This is a genomic window from Flavobacterium sp. PL002 (genome assembly GCF_054165825.1).
Genome location: NZ_CM135110.1, coordinates 3,694,310 through 3,708,077, shown reverse-complemented (window position 1 = coordinate 3,708,077; position 13,768 = coordinate 3,694,310). Strand labels below are relative to the sequence as shown.

12 protein-coding genes are annotated in these 13,768 nt (G+C 32.6%); all 12 read left to right on the top strand.

The annotated features are described in order from the left end of the window. The first annotated feature begins 24 nt into the window (after window positions 1–24). The 12 genes from ACVEGE_RS16230 to ACVEGE_RS16175 all read left to right on the top strand — a co-directional run bounded on the left by ACVEGE_RS16230 (window position 25) and on the right by ACVEGE_RS16175 (window position 13,768). Window positions 25–753 (top strand): LOG family protein, encoded by a 729-nt coding sequence (locus ACVEGE_RS16230; protein WP_173851909.1) that lies wholly within the window; start codon window positions 25–27, stop codon window positions 751–753. Between the two features lie 101 nt (window positions 754–854). Beyond that, a complete protein-coding gene (locus ACVEGE_RS16225; protein ID WP_370566998.1) occupies window positions 855–3,683 on the top strand; it encodes a gluzincin family metallopeptidase in 2,829 nt (942 codons plus the stop codon). Window positions 3,684–3,870: 187 nt separating this feature from the next. Then, window positions 3,871–6,279 carry an alpha-ketoacid dehydrogenase subunit alpha/beta gene (locus ACVEGE_RS16220; RefSeq protein ID WP_173857500.1) on the top strand — a complete coding sequence of 803 codons (2,409 nt, stop codon included), beginning with the start codon at window positions 3,871–3,873 and terminating at the stop codon, window positions 6,277–6,279. Between the two features lie 182 nt (window positions 6,280–6,461). After that, a complete protein-coding gene (locus ACVEGE_RS16215; protein ID WP_173851905.1) occupies window positions 6,462–6,755 on the top strand; it encodes a putative quinol monooxygenase in 294 nt (97 codons plus the stop codon). A gap of 163 nt (window positions 6,756–6,918) precedes the next feature. Beyond that, entirely contained in the window at window positions 6,919–7,602 is a 684-nt protein-coding gene (locus ACVEGE_RS16210; RefSeq protein ID WP_192501610.1) for a peptidoglycan DD-metalloendopeptidase family protein, read from the top strand. 1 nt (window position 7,603) lies between these two features. Then, complete coding sequence (locus ACVEGE_RS16205; protein ID WP_173857137.1) at window positions 7,604–8,089, top strand: hypothetical protein; 486 nt, start codon at window positions 7,604–7,606, stop codon at window positions 8,087–8,089. A gap of 407 nt (window positions 8,090–8,496) precedes the next feature. Then, window positions 8,497–9,861 (top strand): NAD-dependent succinate-semialdehyde dehydrogenase, encoded by a 1,365-nt coding sequence (locus tag ACVEGE_RS16200; protein ID WP_173857136.1) that lies wholly within the window; start codon window positions 8,497–8,499, stop codon window positions 9,859–9,861. 443 nt (window positions 9,862–10,304) lie between these two features. Further along, on the top strand, window positions 10,305–10,520 hold the full coding sequence (locus ACVEGE_RS16195; protein ID WP_173851897.1) for a hypothetical protein: 216 nt from the start codon (window positions 10,305–10,307) through the stop codon (window positions 10,518–10,520). Window positions 10,521–10,565: 45 nt separating this feature from the next. Beyond that, window positions 10,566–11,039 carry a Dps family protein gene (locus ACVEGE_RS16190; protein WP_192501609.1) on the top strand — a complete coding sequence of 158 codons (474 nt, stop codon included), beginning with the start codon at window positions 10,566–10,568 and terminating at the stop codon, window positions 11,037–11,039. A gap of 286 nt (window positions 11,040–11,325) precedes the next feature. Next, on the top strand, window positions 11,326–12,228 hold the full coding sequence (locus ACVEGE_RS16185) for a YihY/virulence factor BrkB family protein (RefSeq protein ID WP_192501608.1): 903 nt from the start codon (window positions 11,326–11,328) through the stop codon (window positions 12,226–12,228). Between the two features lie 219 nt (window positions 12,229–12,447). After that, on the top strand, window positions 12,448–12,912 hold the full coding sequence (locus ACVEGE_RS16180; protein WP_173851891.1) for a PA2169 family four-helix-bundle protein: 465 nt from the start codon (window positions 12,448–12,450) through the stop codon (window positions 12,910–12,912). Window positions 12,913–13,009: 97 nt separating this feature from the next. Further along, a complete protein-coding gene (locus ACVEGE_RS16175; RefSeq protein WP_173857133.1) occupies window positions 13,010–13,768 on the top strand; it encodes an MlaE family ABC transporter permease in 759 nt (252 codons plus the stop codon).

Sequence of the window (13,768 nt, the reverse complement as noted above, 5' to 3'; positions counted from 1 at the left end):
ATAATCGTTAAAAATAAATAAGAAATGAGATTAGAAGATTTTGACAATGATGAGGATAAAATAATCCAAGACCGATTGAAACAGAAGACTTGGAACGAAATTAGAACAAATGATAGTTGGGCTATTTTTAAAATTATGGCCGAGTTTGTTAATGGATACGAAACTATGGGGCGTATAGGTCCTTGTGTGTCTATATTTGGGTCGGCTAGAACAAAACCGGATCATGATTCGTATAAATTAGCTGAGAAAATTGCCTATAAAATTAGTAAAGCTGGTTATGGTGTGATTACTGGTGGTGGACCTGGAATTATGGAGGCTGGTAATAAAGGAGCGCATCTTGGTGGTGGTACTTCGGTGGGGTTGAATATTGTATTGCCGTTTGAGCAACATTTTAACCCGTATATTGACGCAGATAAAAACTTGAATTTTGATTATTTCTTTGTTCGTAAAGTGATGTTTGTAAAGTACTCACAAGGTTTTGTGGTTATGCCAGGTGGTTTTGGAACTTTGGATGAATTATTTGAAGCGATTACCTTAATCCAAACTAAGAAAATTGCTAAATTTCCTATCATATTAGTAGGAACTAGTTTTTGGTCGGGTTTAATGCAATGGGTAGAAACAATGTTAATTGAACGTTTTGAAACGGTTAGTCCTGATGATTTAAAACTAATAAAAATTGTAGATACGGAGGACGAAGTGGTCACTGTTTTAGATAATTTCTATAAGAAATACAATTTGAAACCTAACTTTTAAGCTTAGAGCTGTTTTTTTTATAAAACAGCTTTTTTTTTGGCCTTTTTTAAAAGCGTGGTAAAAAAAATGTACCTTAGGAAAGCATTTTAACCCCACTCTATTTGAAATCACATTATTTATTTTTGCTTTCCTTTTTTGTTTTATGCCTTCCCATAAAACAGTATGCACAACATCACACTGCGATGGTTGTAACGGCAAATATGGATACTAAAATCCTAACAATTGATCAGGAACTTACTTTTGTAAATGATTCTAATGATACGCTATACCAATTGGTTTTAAACGATTGGAATAACGCGTATGCAGATGTGAATACGCCGCTGGCTAAACGTTTTTCGGATGAGTTTTATCGTGGTTTCCATTTGGCTCAAGAAGCCGAAAGAGGCAAAACAACAATTATAAGTATTGTGGATACTGGTAAATTCTATTACAACTGGAATAGAACTGATAAAAATCCTGATGTAGTTTCTATTACTTTAAGACAACCTTTACTTCCACATGAAAATATTACACTAAAGATTGCTTATACCGTCAAAATCCCTAGTGCTCAGTTTACTAAATTTGGTTATGAAGAGTCGGGTGCTCTGGTTTTAAAAAACTGGTACCTCACTCCTGCCCGCTATGAGAATCATGATTTTGTAATCTATAGCAATGAAAATCTAGACGATATTGTCAATGGCGCTACTGATTTAGAGATTACTTTAAAGGTTCCGCTGGGTCAAGAAGTAACCTCTGATTTAAAAACGGAATTATTATCTCAGGATGCTCAATATTCGACTTATAGCCTTAGCGGAAAAAACAACATCAATTTTGGTCTTTTTATAGCGCCCAAATCCGCGTTTTATAGTTTTAAAAATGATGCGCTAGAAGTCCTTACTAATATTAAAGAAACTAAAATTAGTACCATTCAGCAAGCTTTACTTATTGACCGTGTGGTAAGTTTTACTACTGATTTTATAGGGAAATATCCTGAGGACAAAATAATCGTTTCGCAAACGGATTATGATCGAAATCCGTTTTATGGACTGAATCAATTACCGGCATTTATTAGTCCGTTTACGAATGAATTCACTTATGAGATTAAGTTTTTAAAGACCTATTTGAATGCGTATTTAAAAAACAGTTTGCGTCTTGATAACCGTCAAGACAGTTGGATTTATGACGGAATTCAAGTTTATGCAATGATGAAATACATAGAAATCAATCATCCAAAGAGTAAAATGCTAGGGAGCACCTCTCGTTTTAAAATATTAAAAAGTTATAACCTGACCAATCTTGACTTTAACGAGCAATACAGTTATTTCTATATGTTAATGGCTCGAAAAAACCTGGACCAACCGCTGGCAAGTTCTAAAAATGCTTTGGTCAAATTTAATGAACAAATTGCTAGTAAATACCGCGCCGGTCTTAGTTTGCGTTTCTTAGATAATTATTTAGGCAACAACATTGTGGGCAATAGTATTCAAACATTTTATAAAAACAATGCTTTCAAGCAGCAAAACAGTCACGATTTTGAAAGTTTATTAAAATCGAATACTACTAAGGATATCAATTGGTTTTTCAAGACCATTATCAACTCAAGAGATTTAGTTGATTATAAATTTGGCCCTGCTACAAAAACCAAAGATAGTGTGTCCTTTACCATTAAAAACAGAACAGGAGTTGTGGTTCCAGTACCTATTTATGGCATCAATAAAAGCGGCATTGTCTTTAAAAAATGGCTGGAGCCAAAAAGTAGCGATACTATTTTTACTATTGAACGAAAAGCAGCCGATAAACTAGTTTTAAACTATAAAAATGAAGTTCCGGAATACAACTTAAGAAATAACTGGAAGACTTTAAAGGGCTTTTTTCCCAATAATCGCCCTATAAAATTTGTCTTTATGAAGGATTTAGAGGATCCGTATTACAACCAAATTTTATATGTCCCTTCAATCTCCTATAACCTCTACGATGGTTTATCACCTGGATTGCGGCTGCATAACAAAACCATTCTTGAAAAACCCTTTCTATTTGATGTTAATCCTGCTTATTCTACAAAGGCGAGGTCTTTTTCAGGTTCGGCTTCATTTGTGGTGAATCAAAATTATCGGGAAAGTAAACTTTATAATGTGCGTTATTCCATTGGAGGATCTTATTTTCATTACGCACCAGATGCCACATACTTAAGAATAACCCCTACTGTACAGCTGCGAATTAGGCAGGAAGACTATAGAGACAATAGAAAGCAACTCATTCTAGTAAGGCAAGTTTTAGTCAATAAAGAAAAAAGTTTACTATTAGCCAATCAACCAGCCGAAAATTATTCTGTTTTTAACGCCAAGTATTTCAATACGAAAACCGAAGTGACTAACCACCTTAGTTTCATGACTGATTTGCAACTTGCAAGCCAATTTGGAAAACTAGCAGCAGAGATTGAATACCGAAAACTTTTTGAGAATAACCAGCAAATTAGCTTGCGTTTGTATGCGGGAAGTTTTTTATACAACAAAACCAATTCTGATTACTACAGTTTTGCTTTAGACAGGCCTACTGATTACTTGTTTGATTACAATTACTACGGCCGTTCAGAAAGTACGGGATTTTTTAGTCAGCAATTAATTGTAGCCGAGGGAGGTTTTAAATCGAAATTAAACACAGCTTACGCAAACCAATGGATTACAACACTAAACGGGAGTTACGCTCTTTTTAATTGGTTCGAAATTTACGGTGATGCAGGATTCATCAAGAATAAAACTCTAAAAGAACAGTTTTTATTTGACAGTGGCGTACGGCTGAATTTGGTTCCTGATTATTTTGAAATCTACCTTCCGATATACTCTTCAAATGGTTGGGAAATAGGGCAAAACAAATACAATGAAAAAATCAGGTTTATTATTACATTATCTCCAAAAATTTTAATCAATTTATTTAACCGAAAATGGTTTTAAAATGATATTTTTAGCATCATTAAATTAAATTATCATCAGTAAAAGCGCTATTAAATTACACATATCAAAAAAAATAATATTTATACTGAAAATTATACAGCAAATATTAAATTATATTTCCTTTAATCAATTATGAAAATCAACACTTTTTAAGTAAATTTGCACCACTAAGTTATACTTTGCAATTATGATAAAAGAAAAAGCTAATACTACTTTGACTTTCGAAGATTTTAAAACTGAAGTTTTGAACGATTACAAGACTGCTATGATTAGTAGAGAATGTAGTTTATTAGGACGAAGAGAGGTTTTGACTGGAAAAGCAAAGTTTGGGATTTTTGGAGATGGTAAAGAAGTGCCACAGCTAGCAATGGCTAAATTTTTCAAAAATGGTGACTTCCGTTCTGGATATTATCGTGATCAAACTTTTATGATGGCAATAGGCGAATTAACTGTTGAACAGTTTTTTGCTGGTTTGTATGGAAATACAAGTATTGAAAAAGAACCTATGTCAGGAGGAAGACAAATGGGCGGACATTTTTCTACCCATAGTTTAAACGAAGACGGTTCTTGGAAAAACTTAACAAAACAAAAAAACTCAAGTGCTGATATCTCTCCTACCGCCGGGCAAATGCCTCGTTTATTAGGATTGGCGCAAGCATCTAAAATATATAGAAAAGTTAGCGGAATCAAAAACAAAGCTAACTTCTCCATAGATGGTAATGAAATTGCTTGGGGAACCATAGGAAACGCAAGTACCTCAGAAGGATTATTCTTTGAAACAATAAATGCTGCTGGAGTATTACAAGTACCTATGCTTATTAGTGTTTGGGATGATGAATACGGAATCTCAGTACACGCTAAGCACCAAACTACAAAAGAAAACATCTCAGAAATATTAAAAGGATACCAACGCGATACTAACGCTGATGGTTATGAAATTTTGAGAGTAAAAGGTTGGGATTATACTGATTTGATTGCTACTTATGAGAAAGCTTCGGCTGTTGCTCGTGAAAAGCACGTTCCGGTTCTAGTTCATGTAAATGAGTTGACACAACCACAAGGACACTCTACATCAGGATCTCATGAAAGATATAAAGACGCCAACCGTTTAGCTTGGGAAAAAGAGTTTGACTGTATTAGACAAATGCGTTTATGGATGATTGCCATCAATATTGCATCTGTAGAAGAATTGAACGAAATTGATACTAATGCTAAAAAACAAGTATTAGAAGGTAAAAAAGCAGCTTGGGCAGCTTTTATCAATCCTATTGTTGAAGAGCAAAAAGAGCTAGTTAGTTTATTAGAGGAACTAGCGGCTAACAGCACAAAGCAAGAAGCAATTTTAAAACTAGTTGCACAATTAAAAACCACTAAGGATCCTTTGAAAAAAGAGATTTTAATTGCTGCGCGTAAAACGTTGAGACTGTTGATTAATGAAGGTGGTCAAGCCAAATTATCACAATGGATCACCGATTATACTGTAAAAACACAACCCAATTTTAGCAGTCACTTGCACTCCAACTCTGATTTGAATGTATTCTCAGTAGCAGAAGTGTTGCCAACTTATAATGAAAGTAACAAAGAAGAAGCTGACGGAAGAATGATCTTACGTGATAACTTTGATGCTATTTTTACAAAATATCCTGAAGCGCTTATTTTTGGTGAAGATGCTGGAACTATTGGTGATGTTAACCAAGGTTTAGAAGGAATGCAAGAAAAATATGGAGAACTTCGTGTTGCCGATGTTGGTATTCGTGAAGCAACTATATTAGGTCAAGGAATTGGAATGGCCATGCGTGGTTTACGCCCTATTGCCGAAATTCAGTACTTAGATTACTTGTTATACGCAATTCAAATCATGAGTGATGATTTAGCGACACTACAATATAGAACAGTAGGAAAGCAAAAAGCACCACTAATTATACGTACTCGTGGACACCGCTTAGAAGGAATCTGGCATTCTGGTTCTCCTATGGGAATGATCATAAATGCCGTTAGAGGAATTCATGTTCTTGTTCCTAGAAATATGACTAAAGCTGCTGGTTTTTACAATACTTTATTAGAGTGTGACGAACCTGCTTTAGTGATTGAATGTTTAAATGGTTACCGATTAAAAGAACAAACTCCTACCAATTACGGAGCATTTAAAACCCCAATTGGTGTTGTAGAAACAATCAAAGAAGGTGTTGATATTACTTTAGTTTCTTACGGATCTACATTAAGATTAGTAGAGCAAGCCGCTAAAGAGCTTCTTGAAATAGGAATTGATTGTGAAATTATCGATTTACAGTCTTTACTCCCATTTGATGTCAATAAAGACTTAGTAGAAAGTATTAAAAAAACAAATCGCTTATTAGTAATTGATGAAGATGTTCCAGGAGGAGCTTCAGCATACATCATGCAACAAATCATTGAGCAACAAGATGGTTACAACTTTTTAGACAGCAAACCACAAACATTAACTGCAAAAGCACATAGACCCTCTTACGGTACTGATGGAGATTATTTCTCTAAACCTTCTACTGAAGATATTTACGAAAAAGTCTATGCAATGATGAGCGAGGTAAATCCTGCTAAGTTTCCTAATTTATACTAAGCATTGTTAATTATATAATTCAAATCCCAAGCTATTTAGTTTGGGATTTTTTTGTTTTTATAAATTACTCATTAAACCATTTAGAATGGCTAGTTGTTAAATTTTAGATTGAACAATAGTTAAACTATATAAATGTAAAAGTCATTAGTAGTACTTTTATTGTCTAAATAAAATAGATCATCATGGAAAAATATGCATTATTAGCACGATTAGAAGCTAAACCAGGAAAAGAAGAAGAAGTTGCTGCATTTTTAAAAAGTGCTTTACCGTTAGTATTAGACGAACCAGATACTGTTAACTGGTACGGTTTGCAATTAGGACCATCAACTTTTGGTATTTTTGATACTTTTGAAACTGAAGCTGGAAGAAAAGCACATCTTGAAGGAAAAATTGCCGAGGCCTTGATGGCTAACGCAGGATCATTACTTTCAAAAGACCCAGTAATTGAAATGGTAGATTTAATTGCTGTCAAATAATTAAAAAGTAATTCCTTTACTTATTGATTGCTAGAAATAGCCAAAAAGTTACTTATAGCTCATTTTAATCGCTGTAAAACAAATTATACCTTTTAAAGCCAACCTATATCTTTTATGTTGGCTTTAATTTTTTTATTTTAGCACTCTAAATAAAACACTATCCATGACCATTTTAGAAACGATATTACATAATACCTTAGACGTTGCCGTAATTCCAGAAAGCATCTCTGAGAATAACTATACTCCGCTTGATTTATCGGTTACTAATAAATCGTTAGAAAACGAATCTCTTGGCAATGCTACTGATTTTGAAAATTACATAGAGAAACAATTAGCAACTAATCATGCTAAAGTTGCTTATGGTGGCTATAATGAAGAGCGTAATATTTACAAAAGAAGTACTATCTTTAAGGACGAACAAACTGAGGAGCGTAACATGCACATTGGTTTGGACCTTTGGATTAAAGCAGGCACTCCTATCCTAGCGGCTTTGGAGGGTACAGTACATAGTTTTCAATATAATTCGGGTTTTGGAGATTACGGACCAACTATTATTTTGAAACATCAGTCACAAGAACATATTTTTTATACCTTATACGGACATTTATCGATGGAAAGCCTTGAAGGATTATCGGTAGGAGTTAATTTCAAAAAAGGAGAGCAAATTGCGACTTTAGGAGCTGCAGCAGTAAATGGAGATTATGCACCTCACTTGCATTTTCAAGTTATTCATGATATTCAAAAGTACTCAGGCGATTATCCTGGCGTTTGTAGTAAAAAGGAATTGGCTTACTATTTAGAGAATTGTCCAGATCCCAATATATTATTAAAAATTAAAGCGAAATAAGATGAAAAAAATTATCATTATCCTAAGCTTAATTCTGTTAGCAGGATGTAAATCGACAACAATTAAAACAACTAGAGCCACTGAACCTGAAAAAACGGGTTTAAACAAGCTTGCACTATCAGCAATTGATAATGTACAAAAAGCAAGAGCTTATGAATTAGGAAAAAGGATTCTAATGACTTGTAACACATCAAAATTCAAACCTTTTAGTACTGATGAAGCTACACAAAGTATTATCAATAATATTACTTTAGAAAAGCTTTCAAAAACCTGCAACCGTTACCGACAATATTATGGTGATTTTAAAGATATTGAATTAACTGAAATCTACAAAGACTACGATGATGCAACAACCATATTTAGGTACAAAGCTTTGTACACTAAAGAAGTAGCAAATAAAGAGCTTAGAGTTTACATGAATGAAGAAAACAAAGTCTCTGGAATCAAATCAATGGATTGGGAAACTACATTTGAAAGAAAGAAATAATTTTCATTCCTTATATAATTGACCAATTACCACTAATAAAATCCGTTTTATAATTGGTAATTGGTCTTTTTTATTCGAAAACGCCACACATTCGATAAAAACCAAAACCCATTTTAACGCAGTATTATTAGCAATAAAAACAAATAAACAATTATAAATCAGTCATTAAGACTCAATAAGAAAGACAAATATTATTACCTAATGTTAAATTTTGTATTATTATTAATATTAATTCCAACGAGATTTAACTTTATTTTCAAACTCGTTTACCTCAGATAGCTGTAATTTTATAAAACAAAATTCAACCGCATTATTTTCTGGTTATATAATGAGAAACTACTACTTTAGGTAGTATTAAAATCAGAATCCCGTAGTTGAATATTTTATTAATTAAAATTTACAATTATATGTCTATTCAAACAACAAACCCCGCTACAAATAAAGTCATAAAATCATTTGATGAAATGACTGACAAGCAAGTTGAAGATGCTATTGCACTTTCAAATACTACTTTTAAAGACTGGAAAAAAACCAGCTATAAAGATCGTGCTACGATACTTCATAAAGTAGCAAAATTAATGCGCGCTAAAAAAACAGAACTTGCCACACTAATTACTTTAGAAATGGGTAAAGTTTTTGCTCAATCAGAAGGGGAAATTGATCTTAGTGCAAGCATATTAGATTATTACGCTGACAATGCCGAAACCTTTTTGGCTGATAAAAAATTAAGCCCTGAACAAGGAGAAGCTTTTGTAAGAAGCAGTCCAATTGGAGTATTATTTGGCGTTATGCCATGGAATTTTCCTTTCTACCAAGTAGTACGTTTTGCTGCTCCTAATATAATGGTAGGAAATACTATTTTATTAAAACATGCTTCAATTGTTCCGCAGTGTGCAATTGCAATAGACGAGTTATTTAAAGAAGCAGGTGCACCAGAAGGCTTGTACACTAATTTAATGATCTCGGGTAAAAGAAGTACCGCATTAGTTGAAGATGTAAGAATCAAGGGAATATCCTTAACAGGTAGTGAAGGTGCTGGTGCTAGTATGGCCGAAGCTGCTGGTAAAAACCTTAAACGTTCCGTTCTAGAATTAGGAGGAAGTGATGCTTTTATCATCTTAGCCGATGCAGACATTGATAAAACAGTTGATTTAGCAATTTTTGGAAGGATGAATAACAACGGTCAAAGTTGTGTAGCTTCAAAAAGATTTATTGCAGTTGAAGCTATAGCTGATGAATTTTTAGAAAAATTTACTGCTAAAGTAGCTGCTTTAAAAGTAGGAGACCCAATGGATCCAAGTACTGATGTTGGTCCTTTGAGCAGTGAAGAAGCATTACAAGGTTTATTAGAGCAAGTGAAAAAATTCGAAGCTGCTGGAGCAACCGTAGTTGTGGGTGGAAAAAGAGCATCTAAAGAAGGGGCTTATATGCAACCTACTTTATTGACTAATTTAAAAAGAGGCGAACCGACTTTCTACGAAGAATTATTTGGACCTGTAGCATCTTTTTATAAAGTTAAAGATGAGCAGGAAGCAATTGATTTAGCTAATGACTCTCCCTTTGGATTGGGAGGATCAATCTATACTAAAGATATTAAAAATGCCATTAAAATTGCTGATCAAATAGACTCAGGAATGGTATTTATTAACTCCCCTACTTGGACACAAGCTGATTTACCATTTGGAGGAACTAAACGTTCTGGTTACGGTCGTGAATTGTCTGAACAAGGAATTCAAGAGTTTGTAAATAAAAAATTGATTAGAGTTAGTTAAATAGTTTATTATATTGGTTGGTAAAAGAGCGGTATTCATCATTTGATGGGTACCGCTCTTTAGATTTATTACAGTAAAAAAATACAATGCTATTTGAACTCATTTTTCTTATTTGTCGCCAAGTCGAAATACAATTTAATCTCCGCTTAATTTTGGATATTTAATTAAGTCTTTTTATAAGGTTTATGTATTTAAAAATACAAATCAGTAAATACTATAACTTTTGAAAGTAATAGTATAAAGCCTATTCTTAGCTTGTTAGCTACCTTTGTTAAAGCAATAACGAACAACAAATAAGTTACTTTATTTATCATAAATAGATAGCTTATTATTTTTTAAAAAGATCAAAAGCTTTTAATCATTATTATAATTTTTACTGCTTTTAAGTAACGAAATGATTGTTGTTTATTAAGAATTTATGAACCAAAAAGAACCATTTAAAGATGAAATCAAAATCAATAGGAATCGCAATAATAGTAATAGGAGCAATAATGGTATTCTATACCGGGTTTAATTATGTTACTAAAAAGAAAGTAGTTGATATTGGTCCTATCGAAATCAATAAAGAAGAAAATCATCCTGTACAATGGTCTCCAGTAGTAGGAATTGTACTTGTAGTAGGCGGAATTTTACTAGTTGTTGCCGACAAAAAAAGATAAGATTATCATAAACAGATTATATTAATATAAATAAAAACAATTATTATGAAACCACACATTGGAATTACAGATAAAAATTTAAAAAACAGCATTGATTTACTTTCATTAACACTTGCTGATGCAATGACGTTATATACCAAAACTAGAAAATTTCACTGGAATGTATCTGGAGAAAGTTTTATGGAAATGCACGTGCTTTTTGAAAATCAATACAAAGTATTAGAAGTGAATATTGACGAAATTGCTGAAAGAATAGGCAAATTAGGAGGAAAAACAATAGGAACAATGGCTGAGTTTGCAGAGATGACTAGACTAAAAGAAGCTCCAAATGTTTATCCTGCTCAAAAAGATATGGTTAAAGAATTATTAAGTGATCACGAAGCAGTTGCTGTACAATTAAGAAAAGACATCACTACATCAGAAGAAGAAAACAGTGACGCAGGTACTGCTGATTTCTTAACTGCATTATTATTACAACACGAATCTACGGCTTGGAAACTTAGAAGGTATCTAAACTAGTAAAAGTAATGCAGTGTAGCTACTAATGACTTCATATAATTAGTAGTACTGCATTTTATAAATTGGTTTTTTGGTTTGGTAAAAGGGCTGTTTTGTTTCAAAACAGCCCTTTTTTACGACCTATAATCACTAAAAATGAGAATATTATAATAAAATAAATTGTGCTTGTAACTTATTTGTATCCTAAATATAGAATTTTGTACTATCGTTAATCGAAACTAGTTAATAACCAATAGAAATACTTACGCAACATTTTATCACCTAGTAATTTTAAAAAAACCTCCCCATGAAATTCAATATAAAACATATTTTTCAGCTTTTAAAAACAACATTTACAGAGTGGAATGATAAAGATCCGTTTAGACAAAGTGCTGTAATTGCATACTATGCTATTTTTAGTATTCCTGGCTTATTAGTCTTGGTAATTTCTATTTCTGGATATTTCTTTGGTGCAGCTAGTGTTAATGAGAATATTATGGGTCAAATATCCAGTACAATGGGCTCTGAGACTGCAAAACAAGTCAGTCAGATTTTAAGCAAATCTACCGAAGAAAAATCAACTGTTTGGGGAAGTATAATAGGTGTTGCCGTTTTGCTATTTGGTGCAACTGCAGTATTTGTAGAATTACAAAAAACATTAAATTTGATTTGGAAAGTAAAACTCAAAACCCAAAAAGGCTTTATACATATTATAAAAGCACGTTTATTTTCATTTGGATTAATCCTAGCCATTGCTTTTTTACTAACGGTATCCTTAGTGGTATCAACATTACTTTCTAGTATGGGAACTTGGCTCAAAGTCTACACCCACGATTCTACTATTTTTCTATATAATATTATTAACTTCATTTTCTCACTTGCCATTATTTCAGCACTTTTTGCATTAATGTTTAAAATCTTACCTGATGCTAAAATTAGATGGAAACACGTATGGCTGGGCGCATTTGTAACAGGAATTTTGTTTACGATTGGTAAAACACTTTTAGCTTATTATTTTAGTACTGCTGAACCTGGATCTATTTATGGAGTAGCAGGATCAATTGTTTTAATACTTTTATGGGTTTCTTACTCTTCAATGATATTATTTTTTGGAGCTGAGTTTACAGCAGTTTATACCCGAACTTATTCGGGGGAAATCCCTCCTACTGATATTGCAGAACAAGACCCTAATTGTATTTCAAGAACTTAAACAGTTAAAGGATAACCAAATATAATTATAATATTATTCGGTATTTACATAAAAAAAGGCGTAACGCATTAACTAACAAATATTTAAATACAAGCCTTTTATCATAAAAAGTGTTAATATTATAATTTTATCATAAAGTATTGCAACAGCTTTGCCCTACTTATTAAAGAACTTTACAGTATCAAAATAAAGGAAGTTAAACTCTTTAATAGTAAAAATATGAATCCAGAAATAGCCATAAACGTATTAAATTCATTTATAATAATCAACAATGATCGTATAGAAAGATACAAAGTTGCTTCAAGAGATATTACCAACTACAGTTTAAAAAAGGCTTTTGAAAATTTTCAAAAAACAAGTCAAAAATGTAAAATGGAACTTAGCAAAGAAATTATAAAACTTGGCGGAACTCCATTACAAGATAAAAGCAGTTTTAATTCGGTTAGTAAGTTCTGGCTCGCTGTAAAAAACAACTTTATCTATAAAGACATTAAAAAATTGATTTCTAGCTGTGAGATCAATGAAAATGAAGTAATGAAAACGTATTACGATACAATTTATAGTAATCGTGATTTATTGACAGACAATCAACAACTTATGTTGAGTGAACAATATTTTTCTATCAATACAGAACATTATGAAATCAAGTCGTTTAAAGACAATTTTTTTATTAGTGCTGTATAAATTTTAGATTAAAATTAGTATGCAATTTTAATAGCGCAAAAATAGTGTTTAAGACCGCGCATTCCTACTCCATTATTAATATTAAAAACGGATCGTTTTGACTACATACATAAAAAACACTTTTAGCGATGTGGGTGACATTACGCTATTTATCACGAGATTTTTTAAAGAGGTTTTAACCCCTCGCTACGAGTTTAGAGAGTGCTTAGTACAATGTTACAAAATAGGCTACAAATCAATACCCTTAGTGGCTATAACTGGATTTATAATGGGACTTGTACTTACATTACAATCCCGCCCTACTCTAGTTAGTTTTGGTGCAGAATCATGGTTGCCTGGTATGGTAGCATTATCTTTAATTAGAGAAATAGCTCCTGTAATTACAGCATTAATATGTGCTGGAAAAATAGCTTCTGGAATTGGAGCCGAACTTGGTTCAATGAAAGTAACAGAGCAAATAGATGCTATGGAAGTTGCGGCTATAAACCCCTTTAAATACTTGGTGGTTACCCGCGTACTAGCTACAACTTTTATGGTTCCATTATTAGTAATATTGGCTGATGTAATTGGAATTTTAGGTGGTTATATTGGTGTCAACATTCACGGGGATACTAGCTTGTATTTATATATCGCTAAAGTTTTCGAAATATTAACCTTTTCGGATGTATTTCCTGCAACAATTAAAACCATATTCTTTGGATTTTTTATTGGAATCATAGGTTGTTATAAAGGATTTACTGCTGATCACGGAACGGAAAGCGTTGGTAAAGCAGCAAATTCTGCCGTAGTTACTGCTTCTCTAACCATATTTATAATTGACATGTTAGCCGTTCAAATAACCGATTTATTCTTTTAA

Excerpts from the sequence above, each read along its gene's own strand:
- ACVEGE_RS16205 (WP_173857137.1), top strand. The coding sequence starts at position 7,604 with ATGAAAAAAATTATCATTATCCTAAGCTTAATTCTGTTAGCAGGATGT.
- ACVEGE_RS16190 (WP_192501609.1), top strand. The coding sequence starts at position 10,566 with ATGAAACCACACATTGGAATTACAGATAAAAATTTAAAAAACAGCATT.
- ACVEGE_RS16200 (WP_173857136.1), top strand. The coding sequence starts at position 8,497 with ATGTCTATTCAAACAACAAACCCCGCTACAAATAAAGTCATAAAATCA.
- ACVEGE_RS16220 (WP_173857500.1), top strand. The coding sequence starts at position 3,871 with ATGATAAAAGAAAAAGCTAATACTACTTTGACTTTCGAAGATTTTAAA.
- ACVEGE_RS16185 (WP_192501608.1), top strand. The coding sequence starts at position 11,326 with ATGAAATTCAATATAAAACATATTTTTCAGCTTTTAAAAACAACATTT.
- ACVEGE_RS16210 (WP_192501610.1), top strand. The coding sequence starts at position 6,919 with ATGACCATTTTAGAAACGATATTACATAATACCTTAGACGTTGCCGTA.
- ACVEGE_RS16230 (WP_173851909.1), top strand. The coding sequence starts at position 25 with ATGAGATTAGAAGATTTTGACAATGATGAGGATAAAATAATCCAAGAC.
- ACVEGE_RS16215 (WP_173851905.1), top strand. The coding sequence starts at position 6,462 with ATGGAAAAATATGCATTATTAGCACGATTAGAAGCTAAACCAGGAAAA.
- ACVEGE_RS16195 (WP_173851897.1), top strand. The coding sequence starts at position 10,305 with ATGAAATCAAAATCAATAGGAATCGCAATAATAGTAATAGGAGCAATA.
- ACVEGE_RS16180 (WP_173851891.1), top strand. The coding sequence starts at position 12,448 with ATGAATCCAGAAATAGCCATAAACGTATTAAATTCATTTATAATAATC.